The organism is Salmonella sp. SAL00653, from assembly GCF_046552515.1.
In the GTDB taxonomy this organism is placed as follows: domain Bacteria; phylum Pseudomonadota; class Gammaproteobacteria; order Enterobacterales; family Enterobacteriaceae; genus Salmonella; species Salmonella enterica.
On record NZ_JBGDTY010000003.1, the window covers coordinates 191,850 to 213,945 of the forward strand.

17 protein-coding genes and 6 pseudogenes are annotated in these 22,096 nt (G+C 53.6%); 11 read left to right on the plus strand and 12 right to left on the minus strand.

Annotated features, from left to right (window positions below; all coding sequences use genetic code 11):
• Positions 1–218: 218 nt before the first annotated feature.
• Positions 219–281, plus strand: coding sequence for a membrane protein YoeI (gene yoeI, locus ACLJRU_RS05520; protein ID WP_096335044.1), 63 nt, complete (start codon positions 219–221; stop codon positions 279–281).
• Complete coding sequence (plaP, locus tag ACLJRU_RS05525) at positions 271–1,629, plus strand: putrescine/proton symporter PlaP (protein WP_001519005.1); 1,359 nt, start codon at positions 271–273, stop codon at positions 1,627–1,629. The genes yoeI and plaP overlap by 11 nt, the downstream gene beginning before the upstream one ends.
• Positions 1,630–1,764: 135 nt before the next feature.
• On the opposite strand, the gene sbcB is transcribed toward plaP, so the two are convergent.
• Positions 1,765–3,195 carry an exodeoxyribonuclease I gene (gene sbcB, locus ACLJRU_RS05530; RefSeq protein WP_000216702.1) on the minus strand — a complete coding sequence of 477 codons (1,431 nt, stop codon included), beginning with the start codon at positions 3,193–3,195 and terminating at the stop codon, positions 1,765–1,767.
• A gap of 159 nt (positions 3,196–3,354) precedes the next feature.
• Between sbcB and ACLJRU_RS05535 the strand changes: the two are divergent.
• Positions 3,355–3,432, plus strand: a pseudogene (locus ACLJRU_RS05535) (hypothetical protein); the annotation flags it as partial.
• A 129-nt stretch (positions 3,433–3,561) separates the two neighbouring features.
• Here ACLJRU_RS05535 and sopA read toward each other — a convergent pair.
• Positions 3,562–5,909, minus strand: a pseudogene (sopA, locus tag ACLJRU_RS05540) (SPI-1 type III secretion system effector HECT-type E3 ubiquitin transferase SopA).
• Positions 5,910–6,171: 262 nt separating this feature from the next.
• Between sopA and ACLJRU_RS05545 the strand changes: the two are divergent.
• The 8 genes and pseudogenes from ACLJRU_RS05545 to ACLJRU_RS05580 form a co-directional block, all read left to right on the plus strand.
• A pseudogene (locus ACLJRU_RS05545) lies at positions 6,172–6,267 on the plus strand (heavy metal-binding domain-containing protein); the annotation flags it as partial.
• Between the two features lie 258 nt (positions 6,268–6,525).
• Positions 6,526–8,801, plus strand: a pseudogene (gene phsA, locus ACLJRU_RS05550) (thiosulfate reductase PhsA).
• 14 nt (positions 8,802–8,815) lie between these two features.
• Positions 8,816–9,394, plus strand: a complete 579-nt coding sequence (gene phsB / locus ACLJRU_RS05555) for a thiosulfate reductase electron transport protein PhsB (protein WP_001016235.1) — start codon at positions 8,816–8,818, stop codon at positions 9,392–9,394.
• Positions 9,391–10,155: a thiosulfate reductase cytochrome B subunit gene (gene phsC / locus ACLJRU_RS05560; RefSeq protein ID WP_001092554.1), complete on the plus strand. Its 765-nt coding sequence runs from the start codon at positions 9,391–9,393 to the stop codon at positions 10,153–10,155. Before phsB ends, phsC begins: the two co-directional genes overlap by 4 nt.
• A 123-nt stretch (positions 10,156–10,278) precedes the next feature.
• The gene (gene dacD / locus ACLJRU_RS05565; RefSeq protein WP_000925042.1) at positions 10,279–11,451 is read left to right on the plus strand and encodes a serine-type D-Ala-D-Ala carboxypeptidase DacD; all 1,173 of its coding nucleotides are present in this window, start codon (positions 10,279–10,281) and stop codon (positions 11,449–11,451) included.
• A gap of 150 nt (positions 11,452–11,601) precedes the next feature.
• A complete protein-coding gene (gene sbmC, locus ACLJRU_RS05570; RefSeq protein ID WP_023235044.1) occupies positions 11,602–12,069 on the plus strand; it encodes a DNA gyrase inhibitor SbmC in 468 nt (155 codons plus the stop codon).
• A 118-nt stretch (positions 12,070–12,187) separates the two neighbouring features.
• Positions 12,188–13,246, plus strand: coding sequence for an FUSC family protein (locus ACLJRU_RS05575; RefSeq protein WP_001200853.1), 1,059 nt, complete (start codon positions 12,188–12,190; stop codon positions 13,244–13,246).
• A gap of 244 nt (positions 13,247–13,490) precedes the next feature.
• Positions 13,491–13,826, plus strand: a complete 336-nt coding sequence (locus ACLJRU_RS05580) for a DUF496 family protein (protein ID WP_000450405.1) — start codon at positions 13,491–13,493, stop codon at positions 13,824–13,826.
• A gap of 33 nt (positions 13,827–13,859) precedes the next feature.
• On the opposite strand, the gene pduX is transcribed toward ACLJRU_RS05580, so the two are convergent.
• The 10 genes and pseudogenes from pduX to pduN form a co-directional block, all read right to left on the minus strand.
• A complete protein-coding gene (gene pduX / locus ACLJRU_RS05585; RefSeq protein WP_001518728.1) occupies positions 13,860–14,726 on the minus strand; it encodes an L-threonine kinase PduX in 867 nt (288 codons plus the stop codon).
• Between the two features lie 93 nt (positions 14,727–14,819).
• A complete protein-coding gene (pduW, locus tag ACLJRU_RS05590; protein WP_001540352.1) occupies positions 14,820–16,034 on the minus strand; it encodes a propanediol utilization propionate kinase PduW in 1,215 nt (404 codons plus the stop codon).
• Positions 16,019–16,471: a propanediol utilization protein PduV gene (gene pduV, locus ACLJRU_RS05595; RefSeq protein ID WP_000826274.1), complete on the minus strand. Its 453-nt coding sequence runs from the start codon at positions 16,469–16,471 to the stop codon at positions 16,019–16,021. The genes pduW and pduV overlap by 16 nt, the downstream gene beginning before the upstream one ends.
• A 4-nt stretch (positions 16,472–16,475) precedes the next feature.
• Positions 16,476–16,661: pseudogene (pduU, locus tag ACLJRU_RS05600) on the minus strand (propanediol utilization microcompartment protein PduU); the annotation flags it as partial.
• A pseudogene (pduT, locus tag ACLJRU_RS05605) lies at positions 16,648–16,929 on the minus strand (propanediol utilization microcompartment protein PduT); the annotation flags it as partial. The pseudogenes pduT and pduU, both read right to left, overlap by 14 nt.
• A gap of 2 nt (positions 16,930–16,931) precedes the next feature.
• A complete protein-coding gene (gene pduS, locus ACLJRU_RS05610; protein WP_023235043.1) occupies positions 16,932–18,287 on the minus strand; it encodes a cobalamin reductase PduS in 1,356 nt (451 codons plus the stop codon).
• Positions 18,284–19,396 (minus strand): 1-propanol dehydrogenase PduQ, encoded by a 1,113-nt coding sequence (pduQ, locus tag ACLJRU_RS05615; protein ID WP_001091462.1) that lies wholly within the window; start codon positions 19,394–19,396, stop codon positions 18,284–18,286. Before pduQ ends, pduS begins: the two co-directional genes overlap by 4 nt.
• Before the next feature lie 11 nt (positions 19,397–19,407).
• Positions 19,408–20,802 carry a CoA-acylating propionaldehyde dehydrogenase PduP gene (gene pduP / locus ACLJRU_RS05620; RefSeq protein WP_001097663.1) on the minus strand — a complete coding sequence of 465 codons (1,395 nt, stop codon included), beginning with the start codon at positions 20,800–20,802 and terminating at the stop codon, positions 19,408–19,410.
• Positions 20,799–21,809, minus strand: a complete 1,011-nt coding sequence (pduO, locus tag ACLJRU_RS05625) for a two-domain cob(I)yrinic acid a,c-diamide adenosyltransferase PduO (RefSeq protein WP_023235042.1) — start codon at positions 21,807–21,809, stop codon at positions 20,799–20,801. Before pduO ends, pduP begins: the two co-directional genes overlap by 4 nt.
• A gap of 9 nt (positions 21,810–21,818) precedes the next feature.
• Positions 21,819–22,094 carry a propanediol utilization microcompartment protein PduN gene (pduN, locus tag ACLJRU_RS05630; RefSeq protein WP_000549825.1) on the minus strand — a complete coding sequence of 92 codons (276 nt, stop codon included), beginning with the start codon at positions 22,092–22,094 and terminating at the stop codon, positions 21,819–21,821.
• Between the last annotated feature and the right edge of the window lie 2 nt (positions 22,095–22,096).

The following is a 22,096-nucleotide window of genomic DNA, read 5'->3' on the forward strand; positions in this document are numbered from 1 at the left end:
GAAAAATAATTTTTTGAACGCGCTCGCATTCTCTTGTCATTTCACTTCAATTTAGGGCAGAATACGCCGCTTGCAAAAAATGACACTAACCGACGTTTTAATACGCGTCGGTTATTTTTTTGCTTCAAACACATCATTCAATACCAAGAGGCCGGGCTTCGTACCGGATAGATACTTACTTAAAAATCGACAGTTGTTGTCGCTGAGGAATCCAGAAAATGGGGCAATTTTTTGCTTACGCGACGGCATTCGCCGTAAAGGAGAATGACCATGTCGCATAACGTTACTCCAAACACCTCTCGCGTGGAATTACGTAAAACGCTTACGTTAGTTCCGGTTGTAATGATGGGTCTTGCCTATATGCAGCCGATGACGCTGTTCGATACATTTGGTATCGTTTCAGGCCTCACTGACGGTCACGTACCGACGGCGTATGCATTCGCGTTAATCGCGATTCTGTTTACGGCGTTGAGCTACGGGAAACTGGTGCGTCGCTACCCTTCCGCGGGTTCGGCGTATACCTATGCCCAGAAATCCATCAGCCCGACCGTTGGCTTTATGGTGGGTTGGTCTTCTCTGCTCGATTATCTGTTCGCGCCGATGATCAACATTCTGTTGGCGAAAATTTATTTTGAAGCGCTGGTGCCCTCCATTCCGTCATGGGTGTTTGTTGTGGCGCTGGTGGCCTTTATGACGGCCTTTAACCTGCGCAGCCTCAAATCGGTCGCTAACTTCAACACCGTGATTGTAGTGCTACAGGTGGTGCTGATTGCGGTCATTCTGGGCATGGTGGTTTATGGCGTATTTGAAGGCGAAGGCGCCGGTACGCTGGCGAGCACCCGTCCGTTCTGGTCCGGCGATGCGCACGTTATCCCGATGATTACGGGAGCGACGATCCTGTGCTTCTCCTTTACCGGCTTTGACGGCATCAGTAACCTGTCGGAAGAGACCAAAGATGCTGAGCGCGTGATCCCGCGTGCGATTTTCCTGACCGCGCTGATTGGCGGCCTGATCTTCATCTTTGCAACCTATTTCCTGCAATTGTACTTCCCGGATATCTCTCGCTTTAAAGATCCGGATGCGTCTCAGCCGGAAATCATGCTGTACGTGGCGGGTAAAACCTTCCAGGTGGGCGCGCTGATCTTCTCTACTATCACCGTACTGGCTTCCGGTATGGCGGCGCATGCAGGCGTAGCGCGCCTGATGTACGTGATGGGGCGCGACGGCGTATTCCCGAAAAGCTTCTTCGGTTACGTTCATCCGAAATGGCGTACGCCAGCGATGAACATCATCCTGGTCGGGGCGATCGCGCTGCTGGCGATTAATTTTGACCTGGTGATGGCGACGGCGCTGATTAACTTTGGTGCGCTGGTCGCGTTTACCTTTGTTAACCTGTCGGTGATTTCGCAGTTCTGGATCCGTGAGAAGCGTAATAAAACGTTGAAAGATCACTTCCAGTATCTGTTCCTGCCGATGTGCGGCGCGCTCACGGTTGGTGCGTTGTGGGTTAACCTGGAAGAGAGCTCAATGGTACTGGGCCTGATCTGGGCGGGTATCGGGCTGATTTATCTGGCGTGCGTAACTAAAAGCTTCCGCAACCCGGTTCCACAGTACGAAGACGTCGCGTAATCGCACGTATTATCGGCAATAGTAAAACCGGAGGCACTGCCTCCGGTTTTTTGTTTGTCATCCAGCACGTTTACCGGATGGCGGCGTCACTCTTTATCCGCTCTGGATTAACACTGCCCGTCAGGCATTGGTCAATTACACAATCTCGGTTGCGTACTGCCACAGTGATTTCAGCAGCCCCAGCTTCGTTTTATCTTCCGCATACTGCTGAGAAAGCATCTGCAATTCATTGGCATACTGTTGTAAAAACTCCGGCGTCAGCACCTGACGGCGATGCTCCAGCCAGCGCTGCTGCTCTGCGTCATCCAGCGTACCGGGAAAATTGCGTGCGCGGTAATTAAACAGCAGCTTCTCAATGCGCTTATCGACAAAGGTAATGTCCAGCGCGGGCAGGTTACGCGGCTCGGTTTCGAGTACGATTTTCATGGCTGCGCGATCGGCATCGCTGAAAAAACCATCATAGAGCTGGGCATCAACGTTATCCGAGGCGGCAAAAGGTTCGGCTTCGGCGAAAATCGCCACCACTTTGTCGCGGACCTGCGGGTTTTCACGCAACACTTTCAGGTTATCCAGGCAGTGCTGGCGGTTAATTCCCAGCCGGTCGGCATCCTCCGGGCGCAAGGTATTCGCCTGCGCCAGTACCGGACATTTATTGATATGCACCAGCTTTACCGGCACTGCGACGTGATCGCCAAGATCGGCTTTGGCCGTATAAAGCCGCTCGCGAAGGGTGTCGCTGTCCAGCTCAAGAAGAGGAGAAATATCGCCTGCTAAATCGACCATGATCACCGCGTTACGGTTTTCAGGATGCCACGCCAGCGGCGCGACCCAGCTTGTATTACCGCGCCACGCGCCAAACATGCCGGAGACATGCACCAGCGGCTTCATCTGCGGAACGTCAATCAGCGCCGCCAGTTTATGTTTACTGCGGTGGCTATAAAGATAATCAAACAGTCGAGGCTGGCGTGTTTTCACCAGTTGCGCCATCGCAATAGTGGCGTAGACATCCGCCATCGCATCATGCGCGTTGCTGTGTTCGATCCCGTTCGCCTGGGTTAAATGTTCCAGACGAAAGCTGGGCAGGCCGTCGTCGTTTTCCGGCCAGTTAATTCCCTCCGGGCGCAGCGCATAACAGGCGCGCATGACATCCAATAGATCCCAACGTGAATTATCATGCTGCCAGCTCCAGGCATAGGGATCGTAAAAGTTGCGATAAAAAATATTGCGCGTGACTTCATCATCAAAGCGCACATTGTTGTAGCCCACAACGCAGGTTTTAGGAACGGTAAACAGCGCATGAATGCGTCTGGCGAAAGCGGCTTCGTTTTCTCCTTTCTCACGCGCTTCCTGCGGCGTGATGCCGGTAATCAGCACCGCGCCGGGCTGCGGTAGATAATCATCGGCGGGTTTGCAATAAAACACCTCCGGCTCGCCAATAACGTTGAAGTCGTTATCCGTACGGAGCGCGGCGAATTGCGCAGGTCTGTCGAGGGCCGGATGCGTACCGAAGGTTTCGTAATCGTGGAAGAGGAATGTGCTCTGTATGCTGTCGTTTTTAACTGTCACTTGATGTACACGCCTGATGTTATCTGTATATGAAATATTTTATTCTTTTATTTTGTCGTTGATTGATTGTATTTGTACACCAATTGATATTGTTGCTAATGTTCGTACATGCGATGGTGAGTACATAAACATTAAAATCATTGAGTACAAAATACTAAAATGACCATCAGCGACACTAAACTACGCTCCCTCTATGGTAAACCATATTCCGGTCCATCTGAAATTACTGATTCTGATTTAGTACTGTATGGAATTTAGGCCAGGGGCAATCTGGCCGGGATCTCAAAAAATGCATGGACTAAAACGGGTCTATGTACAGAGGGACACAACGCTGTGTCCCTTAATTTCATGCGGGTTGAGGCTGGACTAGGCCCAGGCCAGTGGCAGGATGGATGACAGAACACTCGGGAAATATTTTCTGGCATGACGTTGCATACTATCCGCCACAACGCTGGTACAGGTAAAGGCGCCATGGAGGCCGTGAAAACGGTCGGACCAGTCGGTAAACTGTTCGCTGGACGGGAAGATCGCCGGAGACAGCTCCCAGGCTTTCTGCATCAGCGCCTCCGCATAGCCTCTCAGGGCCGGCGGAGAGTCATGCTCAGTGCCGAAAATAGCGCTGGAGGAATAGCGTGCGAATGCGGTACTGAGACAGAACAGGGTTTCCGCCTGCTTCTGTGGGGTGGCATCCGTCAGGTGATAAGCACTGAGGATGTGCTGGTAGTGTGCCGGGCTGAGTTTGCCTTCAGGAAGCAAGGGGTCAAAAATGGTGTTCAGACGCGACACTGAGGCATCATCAATCAACTTCACGGTGGAATGTTTCTGGTTCGTGGCGGCAATAAACTGCTGGTTCAGCTCCCCGTGCTCTTCAGTGCTGAGGATGATATCAATCAGCTCCCCAAAGCGTCGCTGCGTGGCCTGCTGATTAAATGCGGCGAGAAACACCGGAAAGTCATGACGGAATAACTCTACCGGAGAGATTTGCGCGGTGGAAACGTTCTCTCCGGCTCGCAGCAGGTAAAAGTTGTCCCATGCAGTGTCAGGAGTGGGGTTTAGCATTGTTAACAGCGTGTTAGTGGAGAGCATCATCGCCGTGTCTGAATCCTGGGAGGAAAGCAGCAGGAAATTATCTGCGGCGCGGGTTGTCCAGTCCGGGCTGCCGTCATAATTGCCGAAGAGTCCATTATGGATGTGGGGAGACACCGCCGGGTGCGCAAGATACTGTTCATAAAGCGCTGCAGCTTTCTGGCGGGTGCCATCAGTGCAGTCCACGCCTGTCATACAGTGTAAAATCACCTGATTAAAGAGTCCGCTGTGAGTGGTCATGGCGGCGCTGTTCCTGTCAAACGAATCCAGCAACACAGGCAGTATGCGCTGCTGATAATATGTGTCAGGAGCCGGCAGGGGAACGTCATTATAGGTCTGGCACTGGTGGGCAAAAAAACGTTCCTGAACAGGCCTGATCCACTCGCTGATAAGCGCGCTTTGCGTATAGGGGGGGTGGGCCAGTACGCTTACCAGCGAACTTTCAACAGGCCGGATACCTGCCTCTGTTAAACGGCCGCCCCGCAATGACTTCACCAGGTCTTCCATTGCCCGGACTTTTTCCTGACTGTATTTATCGGGCAGGCTGTCAATGGTCATCAGAATACTTTTACCATTATTGTGCTCATGATTTAAAAATCCATCCACAGCGTTCTCAGTCCAAAGGAGTGGCATTTGCAGCCAGATATCACCTAGACGAATAAAATTTCCGCCCCTTGATACTGACGGAGGTGATGAATTATCCGGTTCATGTAAAATAACGCCAGAGAGGTTGGCTTTGTGACGTATAAGCGTATTTTTTAATGTTGTATCAATAAAAGAGGGCTGTTGTTGTGTAGTAATTGAATACTGTAGAAACACTTCATTCATGTCTGAATTACTAAATTTTGTATTACTGCAGACTACATCACTCAGTGTCGAATAAGTGAATCGGCATTCGTCAAAATGTAAATGAGATATATCAGAATAAGTAAATTTTGAATTTGAAAAGTTGAACCCCTTAATAATATCGCCGTCTCGCTCCATGAAGCTGGGGGCAATATTTTGCTGAATGTAATATTACGGAAATCTGCGTTTGAAAAATCGCGATCTGCGGCCGTAAGGGTTTCTCCGGCTTTCTGCCGTAAAACTGCATCCGTGAGTTTCTTAGCCCAGTCGGCAGGTGATGACGGGAAAGACGTAGCCTGAAGTGAGAGGGAGGGTGATACTGGTGGTGTTCTACCTTCAGAAACCGTGGGCCTGTTATTAGCTGATACAGAGACTCCACCGGGGAGCGGGGCCGCACCTGTCACTCTGTAATTATAATCACGTGATTGATTTGCAATATGCTTACGCATGAATGCTGCATTCATTTTTGAGACATCTTCTGCTGAAATATTTATCTTACCTGCATTATTTGTATCTTTAATATTTTTAACAGTAATCAATGTTTTGTTTAAGGTGTTTTTATCTTTCGGCTGAAAGAAGTCTTTTATTTTTTGTGGTAACGCGAACTCAATCGATGAGCTCTTTCCTGTTTTAATTTTTTCATTTAAAGAAGCATGCGTGTTTTTAACACTGGTTATTTTTGAGGCGAACCCGTTTTTCGTATGTTCACGAATAGAGGTAATTAATTTTTTAACCTGGTTAGGAATAGTAGAAAAATTAATTGCGCCTGATGATATCTTCATTAGAATTCCTTATCAACATCATTATGGAAAAACGGTCTGGATTTTTAACGCCTTAAAAGTAAGCTTCATATGTCGGTATGGCGATGGAGATCACAATTCACCATGTTATCTGGCAGGTTTCTTTCAGAAAGTGTCCATCCTGTCATCATGTCACCATATTATGGGACGCTGACGTATCTGCGGAAAAATCCAGGCATAAGAGAGCGGGTCGGGTAACGAAGCCCGTGTGCGCGCAAAACTAAACCCGCTTCGATGCGCAACCAACGTTTTCGCCGGTATTCGGGATATCGTCGGCGGACGTTCCGGCGCGTATGAGAAAGAACTGCGTAAAGCGCGTGAAATCGCTTTTCAGGAAATAATCGTTTTCTTTTAAATATTATTACGTGTTATTGGAATTGTATCATTTTTATAATTAACAGCGGGTTGTTTGGTAATCTGCTGATTATTCAATGACAGTCCATGTGCGTGTTCAGGAAATGTAAAATATTTATAAAATAAAAGGTCTTATCGTGTTGGCGTGTTCATTTTAACAACTATTTCAAATTGTGATTGAAGCCGACATTTCATAATACAAATTAAATATAATCTTCAGCTATATCTAATAACAGGAGGTTATATGAGCATTAGTCGTCGTTCTTTTTTGCAGGGGGTGGGCATCGGCTGCTCTGCCTGCGCGCTGGGCGCTTTTCCGCCCGGGGCGCTGGCGCGCAACCCGATTGCCGGCATTAGCGGTAAAACCACGCTAACACCAAGCTTGTGCGAAATGTGTTCCTTTCGTTGCCCTATTCAGGCGCAGGTAGTCAATAACAAGACCGTTTTCATCCAGGGCAATCCTTCTGCGCCGCAGCAGGGGACGCGCATATGCGCCAGGGGCGGGAGCGGCGTCAGCCTGGTCAATGACCCGCAACGGATTGTAAAACCTATGAAACGCACCGGGCCACGCGGCGACGGTGAATGGCAGGTGATTAGCTGGCAACAGGCTTACCAGGAAATCGCGGCGAAAATGAATGCCATCAAAGCGCAGCATGGCCCCGAGACCGTGGCTTTCTCTTCCAAATCGGGCTCGCTTTCCAGCCATCTTTTCCATCTGGCTACGGCCTTTGGTTCGCCTAATACCTTTACGCACGCCTCAACGTGCCCTGCCGGGAAAGCCATTGCGGCAAAAGTGATGATGGGCGGCGATCTGGCGATGGATATCGCTAACACGCGCTATCTGGTTTCGTTTGGCCACAATTTGTATGAAGGGATTGAAGTTGCCGATACCCATGAGTTAATGACCGCGCAGGAGAAGGGGGCCAAAATGGTGAGCTTCGATCCGCGTCTGTCGATATTTTCCAGCAAGGCGGATGAGTGGCACTCTATTCGTCCCGGGGGGATTTAGCGGTTCTGCTGGCGATGTGCCACGTCATGATTGATGAACAACTCTACGATGCGTCTTTTGTTGAGCGTTATACCAGCGGATTTGAACAGTTAGTACAGGCGGTAAAAGAGACGACGCCGGAATGGGCCGCCGCGCAGGCCGATGTCCCAGCCGACGTCATTGTCCGGGTGACACGCGAACTGGCCGCCTGCGCGCCTCACGCTATCGTCAGTCCTGGTCATCGCGCGACGTTCTCGCAGGAAGAGATCGATATGCGGCGTATGATTTTTACGCTTAATGTGCTGCTCGGTAATATTGAGCGCGAAGGCGGGCTATATCAGAAAAAAAACGCGTCTGTTTACAATAAACTGGCCGGAGAAAAGGTCGCGCCAACGCTGGCGAAACTCAACATTAAAAATATGCCGAAACCGACGGCGCAACGCATCGATTTGGTCGCACCGCAGTTTAAATATATCGCCGCTGGCGGCGGCGTGGTGCAAAGCATTATTGACGCGGTGTTAACCCAGAAGCCTTACCCGATAAAGGCGTGGATTATGTCGCGGCATAATCCTTTCCAGACCGTCACCTGTCGTTCGGACCTGGTAAAAACCGTTGAGCAACTGGATCTGGTGGTCAGCTGCGATGTCTATTTGAGCGAGAGCGCGGCATATGCCGACTATCTGCTGCCGGAATGCACCTATCTCGAACGGGACGAAGAGGTATCCGATATGTCGGGACTGCACCCGGCTTACGCTCTGCGCCAACAGGTCGTAGAGCCGATTGGCGAGGCGCGTCCGAGTTGGCAAATCTGGAAAGAACTTGGCGAGCAGTTGGGATTAGGGCAGTACTATCCGTGGCAGGATATGCAGACGCGCCAACTCTATCAGTTGAACGGCGACCATGCCTTAGCGAAGGAACTGCGACAGAAAGGGTATCTCGAATGGGGCGTTCCGCTGCTATTACGCGAACCAGAATCCGTTCGTCAGTTTACGGCGCGTTACCCCGGCGCTATCGCGACGGACAGTGACAACACCTATGGCGAACAGCTTCGCTTCAAATCGCCCTCCGGCAAAATCGAACTTTATTCCGCAACCCTGGAGGAATTGCTCCCTGGCTACGGCGTTCCGCGCGTTCGTGACTTTGCGCTGAAAAAAGAGAATGAGCTTTACTTCATTCAGGGCAAGGTGGCCGTGCATACCAATGGCGCGACGCAGTACGTACCTTTACTCAGCGAGCTAATGTGGGATAACGCGGTCTGGGTTCATCCGCAAACGGCGCAAGAAAAAGGCATTAAGACCGGCGATGAGATCTGGCTGGAAAATGCCACGGGTAAAGAGAAAGGTAAGGCGCTGGTGACGCCCGGTATCCGCCCGGACACGCTTTTTGTCTATATGGGATTTGGCGCTAAAGCTGGGGCCAAAACGGCGGCGACGACACACGGTATCCACTGCGGAAATTTACTGCCGCACGTGACGAGTCCGGTATCCGGTACGGTAGTGCATACCGCAGGCGTGACGCTGAGCCGGGCATGAGGGAGGAGGGAACCATGAATCATTTAACGAATCAGTACGTCATGCTGCATGATGAAAAACGTTGTATCGGCTGCCAGGCGTGTACCGTTGCCTGCAAAGTGCTTAATGACGTACCGGAGGGATTTAGCCGCGTACAGGTACAAATTCGCGCCCCTGAACAGGCATCCAACGCACTAACCCATTTTCAATTTGTCCGCGTCTCCTGTCAGCACTGTGAAAATGCGCCATGTGTCAGCGTTTGTCCTACCGGAGCGTCATATCGTGATGAAAACGGGATCGTGCAGGTGGATAAATCGCGCTGTATTGGCTGCGATTATTGTGTTGCCGCGTGTCCTTTCCATGTGCGCTATTTGAATCCGCAAACCGGCGTCGCCGACAAGTGTAACTTCTGTGCCGACACGCGGTTGGCGGCTGGCCAGTCTCCGGCGTGCGTATCCGTTTGCCCAACGGACGCGCTGAAATTCGGCAGACTGGATGAGAGCGAGATCCAGCGCTGGGTCGGTCAGAAAGAGGTCTATCGCCAGCAGGAAGCGCGTAGCGGCGCGGTCAGTCTGTACCGTCGTAAAGAAATCCATCAGGAGGGTAAAGCATGAATACTATCTGGGGAGCGGAACTACATTATGCGCCAGATTATTGGCCGCTGTGGTTAATTTACGCAGGCGTCGTGGTGCTGCTCATGCTTGTTGGGCTGGTTATCCATGCGTTATTGCGCCGGATGCTGGCGCCAAAAACGGCGGGCGGCGAAGAGCATCGTGACTATCTCTACTCGCTGGCGATTCGCCGTTGGCATTGGGGAAATGCGTTACTGTTTGTTTTATTACTGTTAAGCGGTTTATTTGGTCATTTTTCTCTCGGCCCTGTAGCGCTAATGGTACAAGTGCATACCTGGTGTGGTTTTGCCTTACTGGCTTTCTGGGTCGGGTTTGTGCTGATCAACCTCACCACAGGTAACGGGCGTCACTATCGGGTAAATTTTTCCGGACTGGTAACGCGCTGCATACGCCAGACGCGTTTTTACCTTTTTGGCATTATGAAAGGGGAAGCGCATCCGTTCGCGGCAACAGAGCAGAATAAGTTCAATCCACTGCAACAACTGGCATATCTGGCGATTATGTACGCGCTGGTACCGCTGTTAATCATCACCGGTTTGCTGTGTCTCTATCCGCAGGTTGCGGGTCTGGGCCCTGTGATGCTGGTGCTGCATATGGCGCTTGCTATCATCGGCTTACTGTTTATTTGCGCGCATCTCTATCTGTGTACTCTTGGCGACACGCCGGGACAAATTTTCCGTAGCATGGTTGACGGCTATCATCGTCATCGTACCGCGCCGCGCGGGGATAATTCCGCCGTCTGAGCGTATCCATAAAATAATGTCAGCAAGAAAATGTGCCTTGTGTCACATTTTCTTGCAATTTATCCATGTTTGTTTAACTGAACTTCCGTAAAAAGAACGGCAAATAGAGACCATCCTGAGGACATGCTGTTGAAACGCCGTTTGTTTATTGCCGCTTCTTTATTCGCGATGCACCTTTCTCCTGCGCTTGCGGCCGATGCCGTAAGTTTTGCTCCCCAACCGCCAGCCATTGATGCAGGCGCCTGGGTGTTGATGGATTACACTACGGGACAGGTTCTTACCGCCGGTAATGAACACCAGCAACGTAATCCCGCCAGCCTTACCAAGCTAATGACGGGCTACGTCGTCGATCGCGCCATCGATAGTCATCGTATCAGCCCTGACGATATCGTCACCGTTGGGCGCGACGCCTGGGCGAAGGATAATCCGGTGTTTGTCGGCTCCTCGTTGATGTTTTTAAAAGAAGGGGATCGCGTGTCGGTACGCGATTTAAGCCGTGGCTTAATTGTGGATTCCGGTAACGATGCCTGTGTGGCGCTGGCGGATTATATCGCGGGCGGGCAGCCGCAGTTTGTGGCGATGATGAACAGCTATGTGAAAAAACTCAATTTGCAGGATACCCATTTTGAAACCGTCCACGGTCTGGATGCGCCGGGACAACATAGCTCCGCGTATGATCTGGCCGTACTCTCCCGGGCGATTATTCATGGCGAACCTGAATTTTATCACATGTACAGCGAGAAAAGCCTGACCTGGAACGGCATCACACAGCAGAACCGCAACGGCTTGTTATGGGATAAGACCATGCATATCGATGGGCTTAAAACCGGACACACATCGGGGGCGGGATTTAATCTTATCGCATCGGCGGTGGACGGGCAGCGCCGACTTATTGCCGTTGTGATGGGAGCGAAAAGTTCGAAAGGTCGTGAGGAACAGGCGCGAAAACTGTTGCAGTGGGGCCAGCAAAACTTTGCGACGGTGCAGATTTTGCACAGCGGTAAAAAAGTGGGCAGCGAGCGAATCTGGTATGGAGACAAAGAAAAGATTGCGCTGGGTACGGAACAGGATTTCTGGATGGCGCTGCCTAAAGCGGAAATTCCGCATATCAAAGCAAAATATGTGCTGGATAGAAAAGAGCTGGAGGCGCCAATCGCTGCTCATCAACAGGTAGGTGAAATAGAGCTCTACGATCGGGATAAACTGATCGCTCAGTGGCCGCTGGTCACTCTGGAATCGGTGGGTAAAGGCGGTATGTTCTCTCGTCTGAGCGACTATTTTCAGCATAAAGCGTAAGCCGTTGTCACACACCGTTCACCGTCATTTGAGGTGTCAAAAGGGCGGGATTGCGAGGTTGCTCACAAAATGATCACGCTGTCCTTGTGACCGTAAAAGGCTGTAATTATACTGTATGTTAATACAGTATAGTGAAGTGACGGAGGCAGCATGGATTACGAAATCAGGCAGGAACAAAAACGCAAGATAGCCGGTTTCCACATGGTCAGTCCATGGGAACACACCGTGAAGCAGGGTTTTGAACAACTGATGACGTGGGTGGATCGACAGCGGATCGTGCCAGTTGAATGGATTGCCGTCTATTACGACAATCCAGATGTCGTACCTGCGGAAAAACTCCGCTGCGATACCGTGGTGTCCGTGGCAGAGAATTTCATCCTGCCGGACAATAGCGAAGGCGTAATCGTGACCGCCATTGAAGGCGGCGAATATGCCACTGCTGTCGCGCGAGTGGAAGACCGTGACTTTGCGAAGCCGTGGGAACGGTTTTTTGACGTCCTCGAGCAGGATAGCGCTTATCAGATAGCCTCTGCGCCCTGTTTTGAAACCTATCTGAATAACGGCATGGAAGATGGATACTGGGATATTGAAATGTATATTCCGGTACAGCGGAAGTGATCGACTGGTTTCCTGTCTGAAAAGAGCGGACGGATAATGTGTTCCGTCCGCCAGTGCGCTATTTTTGCTATAAAGCAGGTACAATGCATTTTTTGCCATTCCCGTAAGGAGCGCAAGCGTGCGTGCCGATAAGTCATTAAGCCCTTTTGAAATACGGTTGTACCGTCATTATCGCATCGTGCATGGCATACGTATCGCCCTGGCGTTCATTCTTACCTTTCTGCTGGTTCGTCTGTTTTCTATTCCCGAGGGCACATGGCCGCTAATCACGTTAGTGGTGATTATGGGGCCCATCTCATTCTGGGGAAATGTAGTGCCTCGTGCTTTTGAGCGCATAGGCGGTACGATCCTGGGCGCGGCGTTAGGGCTGGTGGCGCTACGCCTGGAGCTCTTTTCCTTACCGCTGATGCTGGTGTGGTGTGCGATAGCGATGTTTTTGTGCGGCTGGCTGGCCTTAGGGAAAAAACCGTATCAGGCGCTACTGATAGGCATAACGCTCGCCGTTGTTGTCGGCGCCCCCGCTGGTGATATGGATACGGCATTATGGCGTGGCGGGGATGTGATTTTGGGGTCGCTACTGGCAATGTTGTTTACCGGCATCTGGCCCCAGCGCGCCTTTTTGCACTGGCGCATCCAACTGGCGCATTGCGTCACGGCGTATAATCGGGTGTATCAGGCAGCGCTGTCGCCGAATTTGCTGGAGCGCCCCCGGTTAGATAAACATTTGCAACGGTTGCTGAACGATGTCGTCAAAATGCGCGGGCTGATAACGCCCGCCAGTAAAGAAATCCGGATACAAAAATCTATTTTCGAGGCCATTCAGACCATCAACCGTAATCTGGTTTGTATGCTTGAATTACAAATCAATGCCCACTGGGCGACGCGCGCCAGCCATTTTGTGATGCTTAACGCGCACACATTGCGTGAAACCCAGCAGATGACGCAGCAAACCTTGCTAACGATCGCCCACGCGTTGTTTGAAGGCAACCCGCAGCCGGTACTGGCAAACACCGGTAAACTGAATGATATTGCTGCCGAGTTGCGGCAGCTAATGAACGAGCAGCAGGGCGACGCGGTGGCTGAAACCCCCATCCACGGCTATGTTTGGCTAAGTATGGAAACGGCCCGACAGTTGGAACTGCTTTCACACTTGATCTGCCGGGCTTTGCGCAAATAAAAAGCAGATGGGGCGAATGAATTTGTTGCTGCTTCGATTCAGCAAAGATTAAGAGTATGATACTAATATAAGGATAAAATGAGTGCTACTGACAACGATTTTATCCCCGAACCTTCAGGTTTCCCCAGACGGCGACGTAACGGTGTTTCCTCTGGCGGCTTGAAGTATGACGGGGATAAACGTAATGTTTATCCACTAGCAGTTGCTTAACGAATCCGAATCTCACATTATCAGGGGTGTAAAAATGGAAACAACCAAGCCTTCTTTCCAGGACGTGCTGGAGTTTGTTCGTCTGTTCCGTCGTAAAAATAAACTGCAGCGTGAAATTCAGGACATTGAGAAGAAGATCCGTGACAACCAGAAGCGTGTGCTGCTGCTGGACAACCTGAGCGACTACATCAAGCCAGGTATGAGCGTTGAGGCGATTCAGGGTATCATCGCCAGTATGAAAAGCGACTATGAAGATCGCGTTGATGACTACATCATTAAAAATGCCGAAATCTCCAAAGAGCGTCGCGACATTTCCAAAAAGCTGAAAGCGATGGGCGAAATGAAACACGCCGATGTAAAAGCCGAATAATGCGCTACGGCAGTGGGAGCGTATATCAGGCTCTCACTGCAGTTTGACCCCGCCTGTGACCATCTTGAGTAAATGTTGTTTTGGCCAGTGTCGGGTAAGTTTTTTCTCTGCCAGCTTACCTTTCAGGCGCGCAATGTCATGACGTTTCCGGTCCAGCATCAGACCCACCACGCTACCGCTATGTGCCACGTTCAATCCGTATAAATCACACTCTTCGACCAGCGACAACAGGGCGGTAAATCCTGGCTTAGGTAACAGCGTCTGGCTGGCGATAGCGCTAAGCGTAGCCGCCTCACCCAGTCGGAGCGGATTTTGCGTTATACAGGCTTCCTGCACCAGATTCCAGGCCTGCTGCAAGGTTGCTGAACTTGCTATTAATTTCTGCTGGCGAGGGAGACGGTGGTAATCTTGCGTGCGCAGTGTGACCGGGCTTTCCAGTACCAGCAAATCGATTGGCGGCGGTGGCTCGCAGGCGATTTGCGTGGCCGCATTATTATGATCAAACAGCGTTAACTGATGAAAAACGGTGCTATCAGTGGGTTCGATTGAGACGCAAAGCTGTGCAAGGGTAGTTTCATCCAGCGAATGGCCAAGATGATGCGCCGTTGCCACTGCCGTAGCGGCAATATCTGCGGTGCTGCTGGCCATGCCTTTGGCAACGGGAATTGACGAACGCACATCGACGCGAATCTCGTTACTCCAGTGCGCAGGATACTGCCAGTGCGCCAGAACGCGCTCCACCATCGCCCGCGACAATGGGCGCTCGTTTACCAACGGCGGCGCAGCCGTGACTGCTACGGTGCTGTACCAGTCAACGGGGCAGGAGACCAGTTTCTCACTGCCCAGAATCCATCCCTGGATAAGTTCTCCGCATGAGGCGGGGCATTGCGCAACAGCCACGTTATCACCTTTCAGGTACGAATAGTGTGCGCGCATAGTGTCATGGTAAAAGCGTTATTACCATGACTTGCCGCAATGCGTCGTATAACCCTCTCAGGCTGGTACACAAAGCCCTTCCGTGGCCGGTAGCGCAATGCGCATAACGTCTTGTGCGATCATTAACTCTTCGTTGGTGTTGATGACGGCGACTTTCACCAGGGCGTTCTCCGTCTGGATAAATGTCGCATTACGTTGATTTTTCTCTTCATCAACGGCTAAGCCCAAAAATTGCAAATTATGGCAAACCGCCGATCTGGCTCGCGCTGAGTTCTCGCCAATTCCCCCAGTGAATACCAGCGCATCCAGTCCTCCCATTTGCATAATATAGCTGCCAATGGTGGCGCGAATGCGTTCGGCAAATAGAGTGAGAGCGAGTTTAGCCTGCCGGTTACCGGTATTGGCTGCCTGTTCGACATCGCGGTAATCAGACGACACGCCAGAAACGCCCAGCAAGCCTGACTCATTATTTAATAACTGATTCAACTGTTGCGGGGTTTTGCTTTCGCGCTGGGCTATCCACGGCAGAATAGAGGGATCAATATCTCCGCTACGGGTGCCCATCATCACGCCTGACTTCGGCGTAAAGCCCATCGACGTATTGACCGAACGCCCGTTCTTGATGGCGCAGATGCTGCTACCGTTTCCAAGATGACAACAAATCACCCGTAATGCGCTGAGTGGTACGCCCAGCTTTTCTGCCAGAACGCCGCTGACATACTTATGGCTGGTGCCATGAAAGCCATAACGGCGAATCCCCAGTTCCGCGTAATAACGCCAGGGAAGCGGGTAAATATAGGTGGGTTCATCCAGCGTCTGGTGAAATGCCGTATCAAACACGGCTACGGAAGGGGCATCAGGCAACAGTTGACGAAAAACGTGAATACCCAACGCGTTTACCGGGTTGTGAAGCGGGGCCAGTTCAGCAAGACGTTCGATTTGCGCTAACGTTTCATCCGTGACCAGCGTCGAGTCTTTAAAAAACTCACCGCCGTGCGCCACACGATGGCCCACCCCGTCAATGTCCCGCAGACTGTTAATGATTTGATAACCCAGCAGCTTTTCCAGAAGCAGCGTTACCGCATCGCGATGATCGGCAACGGGGACGGTTTCCTGCCATTTTTGGCTGTGCGTCTTAATTGTCACCTGCGCATCCGCCATACCGATACGTTCAATCAGTCCCTGGCAGAGCATGTCGCCCTGCGGCATCTCCAGCAGCTGAAATTTTAACGATGAGCTGCCGGCGTTAATGGCCATTATTTTGTAAGACATAAAGGTTCCTTCGAATTCAGAAAATCCAGCACGGCGTCGAGACCCGAGTTATTCAGCGCGCTGGTAATAAAAATCTGCTGTGCGCCAGCCTGCGTAAGCCATTCCGCAACCAGCGAAATATGCTGAGGCTCGGCGAGATCGGCTTTGGTGACAAGGCCAATCGTCGGGCGGTTCATCGGGGCGGTAAAACCCGGAGAAAAGGGCGACCACTGGGCGTCGGCATTTAACACCAGGGCGATAACGTCGGCCTCGCAGGCGCTGGTTAGCAGGGCGCTATACAGGCAGCGGTTTTCCAGGTACTCGCCCGGCGTGTCGATAGCCATCGGGGACCATTCAATGGCCTGAGTTTTCTTATAATGGAGCGCTTCGCCGCGCAGGCTTTGGGTCAGCGAAGTTTTGCCGCACTGGCTGGGGCCGATAAACATCAGACGCTTCATGACGTTACGTCCGGGTGATCGAGCAAGTGGTGAACTGCATCATCTCGCCCAGTGTGCGCGTCACCTGCTTAAGGGCATATTCCACGGCGGAAACATCGCCGGTCAGCACCACAGCGCCGGTAAAGCGGTCAAGAAAACCAATCTCCACAGCGCCGGATTTGGTGGCGATATCGCAGGCGATAATCGACGCTGTTCAGGCCGCTGATGGCCGGAAGTACGCTGGGATAAATATTGGCCAGCACCAGGCTGTCGACGAGCATCTCGCCGGCCTGCGACGTACCGGTTTCAATGGCCTGCTGGATAGCGCCGATATCGCCGCCCAGCATCAGTAAAAACTTACCTGGGCAGATGGTCTTGCTGACCAGTAGATCGACGTTGGCGCTTTTCAGCATGGCATCACCAAGCTCCATGCCTTTGGCGATGCTGGTGAGTTCTAAAATTCCTATAGCCTGAGACATGGTTAACCTCTTACAACCGTGATGGCCTGTTCGCTGATGGTCGATACAATGCCGTCGATGCTGGCGTGAATGGGGGCGCCGAGCGCGCCAGGCGGGACATCGGCAACGCATTGCCCGCGTGTCACTCGTTCTCCCACCGCAACGTTCGCTACCGCGCTGGCACCAATATGCTGGCGCAGTTGCAAAGTGACTTTTTTTACTGACGGCTCTTCTTCAACCAGCGGAGCTTCCTGATACCAGGGGCTTAGTCCCAGTTTGGCGATCAGCCGCTTCACCGGCACCAGGCGATATTTCGCCATTTCGTCGGCCGGATTCAGCGGCCCTTCGTAGCGCTGGTTTTGCGCCCGCAACTCGCGTTTTAACATGCGGTTGATGCGCATCGGCGAGATCCCCACCGGGCAGGCCACGCTTTCGCAAACGTTGCATTCCGAGCAGGTAAGGGCGCTCAGCAGCAGTTGCGGCGTGGCAGCCTGATGAAAGTTCACCGCCCGCACCAGCAGGTGCGGAGAGAGTTCGTGGCCGATCAGATGTCGTGGGCAGAGATCGGTACAGAGTCGGCACTGTTCGCAGACGGTGCGCGCGACGGAAAGCACTGTGCGCTCGTCCTGCATCCTGCGCTGGATAAGCGGATGGCTTTTTGGGAGCACCAGCAGGCCGCCGGTAGTTTTCGTCACCGGGTTATCAAGAGAGGTAATCAGGCCACCCATCATCGGGCCGCCGTTAATAAAACCGGGGTTGTCGACCGTCGCGCCGCCCGCCAGCGCCAGCACTTCATGCAGTGACATGCCGACAGGAACGGTAACGGTCAACGGTCTGGCGACCGCGCCGTTCACGGTCAACGTGCGACGAGTGACCGGAAACTGCTGCTCGACCGCCCGGGCAATATTCAGCACCGTTTGCACGTTATTGACGACCACGCCGACGCTGGCCGGTAGCGCAGCCGGGGCGACCCGGCGGCCGGTTGCCATCCAGATAGTCAGCACCTCATCGCCCGCAGGATAAACATCCGGCAGGATATGCAGGCGGATACCGGCTGGCAGCTGCGGGGTGAGCGCGTCGATGGCCCGGCGGTATTTTTCTTTCAGGGCTATCACCCCTTCGCGCGCGCCGGTTGCCGTCATCGCGTACTGCACGCCGCGAACAAGACGCGCGGCCTGCTGCCACATCAGTTGCTGGTCAACTTTGAGCATCGGTTCACACTCGGCGGCGTTCACCAGAAAAATCTCTACCTGCGCCTGTAGTTTGACGTGAGCGAGAAAACCTGCTCCGCCCGCGCCGACAACGCCCGCTGCGCGGACGCGCTCGCGAATTTCATCGGCGCTATGGGACATTTCAACGCTATTGATGGCGGCGCTCATAGCAGTTCCTCCAGCAGCTCGCGAATTTCCTCGGCGCTGGCCGGGCGCGGGTTGGTGCGCAGCGTGATATCCGCCAGCGCGGCCTGCACCATCGCCGGAATACGTGCGGAAAAGTCGGATCTTCCTTCTTTAAGCGCAACGGCCAGTGAGGGAAGGGCACAGCGTTGCTTAAGCAGTTCGATTTGCTGAATCAGCGCATTGATCGCCGCAACGTCATTGGCTTCTGCCGGGCAAAAACCGCAGGCTTTGGCCATCCGCGCGTAGCGTTTGGCGGCGCGCGGGTCACCCGCGTTAAAGCGGATCACCGTCGTGAGCAGCAGCGCATTGGCCAGCCCGTGCGGCAGATGGAACTGTCCGCCGAGCTGGTGGGCTATCGCGTGGTTAAGCCCCAGCCCCGCCTGGCTGAAGGCCATCCCGGCGAGCGTTGAGGCGTTATGCATTTTCCCGCGCGTCGCCACGCAGTCGCCTTTTTCCACCGCCGTGGGCAGATACTGGAGCACCAGTTTGGCGGCTTTTTCCGCCAGCGCGTCGGTAAAGTCGCTGGCGTGCGGTGACACCCAAGCCTCCAGGGCGTGGGTCAGCACGTCCATACCGGTGTTGGCGGTAATCTGCGGCGGAACGCTGACCACCAGCTCCGGGTCAAGGATCGCCATATCCGGATACAGCGCATTGTTGAACAGCGGATACTTAATGCCTTTATCCGGGTCGCTAATTACGCAGGCGCTGGTGACTTCCGAACCGGTGCCGCTGGTGGTCGGGATCGCCACGCAGGTTTCGATATTGATGCCGCTTTGCTGGCTAAACCAGACAATCGCTTTCGCCGCGTCCATTGCCGAGCCGCCGCCAAAACCGATCACCACCTGCGGTTGCAGAGCCTGCATTTGCGCAATGCCCTGAACCACTGTGTGGATGGTGGGGTCCGGCGTTATCTCGCTAAATACGCTGATGCGGTTATCTGCGGGCAGCGCGTTACGCAGGGTATCCAGCAGCGGAGAGCGCGCCAGAAAACCATCGCAGATTATCCAGATGTGCTTATTGGTAAAGCGCTTGAGCACCGCCAGGCTGCCCTGACCGCTGTACAACCGCGTTTGTAGTGAGAAGGTATTCATCGCGACCTCGGTTAGCGAATAGAAAAGCCGTTGGTCAGCACGCAGCGCCGGGAGCGGGCAAAAGTACGCGCTGACGTGGTCCCTTCACCGGTTGGTGTGGCAATAGTAAAGGTGGTAAAGCCTTCGCCGCCGACGCCGATCCCGGCATAAGAGGGGCCGTTTTTGACGAATATCGAGGTTTGCAGGGTGCGGGCCGCGAGGTTCAGGCGCGACACGTTCTGCGAGTGCATAATGGCGGTGTGATGCAGCCCCTCTTCAACCTTCAGGGCCAGCGCCAGCGCGCTATCGAAATCGCTGACTTTTACCACCGGCAGCATCGGCATCAACTGTTCGCTGGTGACCCACGGATCGTCAGCGTTAACCAGCGCAATCAGCAGACGCGGTGCTTTTGCAGGGACAGCGATCCCGGCGGCTTCCAGCATGGCCGATGGGCTCTTGCCGACCAGTTTTTTATTCGCCTGGCCTTCTGGCAGGCAGGCGGCGCGGAGTTTGTCGGTATCGGCAGGGCTTAGCAGCAGCGCACCGAAGGTTTGCATTTGCTGCACCAGACGCTCGGCGACGCTCTCCACTACGATCAGGCTCTTCTCGGCAATGCAGGGCAGGTTGTAATCGAATGACGCGCCGTTAATGATATCTTCCGCCGCTTTCACCAGGTCCGCTGTTTCATCGACGATGCAGGGCGGGTTACCCGCGCCAGCGCCAATCACCTTCTTACCGCTCTTCATGCCCATTGCCACAATGCCCGGGCCGCCGGTAATGGCCAGTACTGCGATTCGCGGGTGGGCCATCATCTGCTGGGTCGCTTCGAAGGTGGGTTCAGCTACAGTCACCACCAGATTGCGGATGCCGCAGCAGCGGAAGGCAATCTCTTCAATCAGGCTAATCAGCTTCAGAGAGACCTTTTTCGCGCCCGGATGCGGGCTAAAGTAGACGCTGTTGCCCGCAGCTAACATGCTGATGCTGTTATTGATGATGGTTTCCGTCGGGTTGGTGCTTGGGGCGACTGAACCGATGACGCCAAACGGCGAGTATTCAAAGAGTACCATGCCGCCGTCACCGGTCAGCGCGGTGGTGGTGAGGTCTTCTACGCCCGGCGTGTTGTCCAGCGCAGCCTTGTTTTTGAGGAATTTATCTTCTTTGTTGCCCATCCCCGTTTCATTGGCGCTCTCTTCCGCCAGGGTCGCCAGCAGCGGCGTCAGCTCCTGACGTATCGCGCTGATAATGGCGCTGCGGGTTTTTAGCGGGCACTGCTGATAACGTAAGAACGCCTGGTGCGCGGCGTCGATGGCCTCGCTCACGGACTGGAAAATCCCTTTGCCCTGAGGCTGGGCCGGCGTTTGCGCCGGCGTGGTTAATTGCTCGCTAAGAATGGTGCGAATCAGGGTTTCGAGTTCAGAAGTATTCATTGATGAATTCCCACGTTAATAGCCGCGATGGCGGTCTGTGCTATGTCCATGTCCTGCTCAACGCTGCCGCCGCTGATGCCAAGACCCCCAATTAATATGCCGTCGCGCCACAGGGCGTAACCGCCGCCAAAGGTGACCACTTTTCCCTGTAAATGACTTTCCAGGCCATAAAGCGCCGCGCCTGGCTGAACAACATCGCTCAGCTCATGGGTCGCCGTTTTCATTGCCACTGCGGTCCAGGCCTTTTTCGGCGCCAGTTCGCTGCTGACCAGCAGGGCGTCCGGCATCCGCCAGGTCACAGTTTCCGTACCGTGCGCGTCAACGATGCTGACGACTACCGGAACCTGCAGTTGCTGCGCGCGTTCAACGGCGGCGCGGGTGAGCTGGTGCAGATCGTGGAATGAGAGGGCCACGGGTGTTGTCTCCTTGCTGCGGGTCGGCTGGCTGGCAGCCAGATAGCGCTTGCTAACTTCATGGATGATGTTGGCCTGGTGCGCATCGCTATCTTCCGCGCGGGCCAGGGCGTACAGGCAGTCCGATAAGCGGTTGATGTAGCGCATCAGCACCTGGCGTACGTTGACTTCAGTTGCCAGTTCAACCAGACGGCGTTCGGCGCGGCGCGCCAGCGTGCGGGCAAAATGTAAGCGGCTCGCGGCTTCGCAGCGTTCGGGTAAAATAAAGCTGTGCAGCGGTTCGACGCGGGCCATTGCCCGATCGATAGCGGCTTCCAGAGCCGAAATCTCTTCGCTGCTGATGTAGCGCTGTTTGGGCGACGGCTGCTCGCTGTCGCTGGCCAGCTCTGCGCTAAACCAAAAAAGTTGCTGCTGGATGGCCTCGAGTAAGGTGCGGTGATTTTCATCCGCAGCGGCGCAGGCGCACAGGCTCAGCGCGGCGTTCAGCTCATCCAGCGTGCCGTAGGCTTCAACCCGCGGGTGGGTTTTGCTCACCCGCTGGCCGGTAAACAGTGATGTGGTGCCAGCGTCACCTGTTCGGGTATAAATCGCCATAACCGCCCCTTAACGCGAAAGCGTATCTACAATGCCAACAACGGCGAGGTCGATGGCCTCATTTGGCCCGGAAAAAACGTGCCTGGCGCTGGAGCCGCCGCTGAGCAAAACCAGTTCGCCGACGCCTGCGCCGACGGAGTCCACGGCCACTTCATCGCCGGAGGTAGGCGAGGCGGGGAGTTCGCCATCGGCGCTGACCCGACGCACCAGCAGCAGCTTTTTCCCAATCAAAGAAGGTGATTTTTGCGTGGAGACAACCGCGCCCGTGACTCGTGCCAGATGCATGA

Bases quoted from the DNA above. Each gene is read 5' to 3' on its own strand.
- plaP (WP_001519005.1), top strand. From the start codon at position 271: ATGTCGCATAACGTTACTCCAAACACCTCTCGCGTGGAATTACGTAAA.
- phsB (WP_001016235.1), top strand. From the start codon at position 8,816: ATGAATCATTTAACGAATCAGTACGTCATGCTGCATGATGAAAAACGT.
- phsC (WP_001092554.1), top strand. From the start codon at position 9,391: ATGAATACTATCTGGGGAGCGGAACTACATTATGCGCCAGATTATTGG.
- dacD (WP_000925042.1), top strand. From the start codon at position 10,279: ATGCTGTTGAAACGCCGTTTGTTTATTGCCGCTTCTTTATTCGCGATG.
- sbmC (WP_023235044.1), top strand. From the start codon at position 11,602: ATGGATTACGAAATCAGGCAGGAACAAAAACGCAAGATAGCCGGTTTC.
- ACLJRU_RS05580 (WP_000450405.1), top strand. From the start codon at position 13,491: ATGGAAACAACCAAGCCTTCTTTCCAGGACGTGCTGGAGTTTGTTCGT.
- pduW (WP_001540352.1), bottom strand. From the start codon at position 16,034: ATGTCTTACAAAATAATGGCCATTAACGCCGGCAGCTCATCGTTAAAA.
- pduV (WP_000826274.1), bottom strand. From the start codon at position 16,471: ATGAAGCGTCTGATGTTTATCGGCCCCAGCCAGTGCGGCAAAACTTCG.
- pduS (WP_023235043.1), bottom strand. From the start codon at position 18,287: ATGAGCGCCGCCATCAATAGCGTTGAAATGTCCCATAGCGCCGATGAA.
- pduQ (WP_001091462.1), bottom strand. From the start codon at position 19,396: ATGAATACCTTCTCACTACAAACGCGGTTGTACAGCGGTCAGGGCAGC.
- pduP (WP_001097663.1), bottom strand. From the start codon at position 20,802: ATGAATACTTCTGAACTCGAAACCCTGATTCGCACCATTCTTAGCGAG.
- pduO (WP_023235042.1), bottom strand. From the start codon at position 21,809: ATGGCGATTTATACCCGAACAGGTGACGCTGGCACCACATCACTGTTT.
- pduN (WP_000549825.1), bottom strand. From the start codon at position 22,094: ATGCATCTGGCACGAGTCACGGGCGCGGTTGTCTCCACGCAAAAATCA.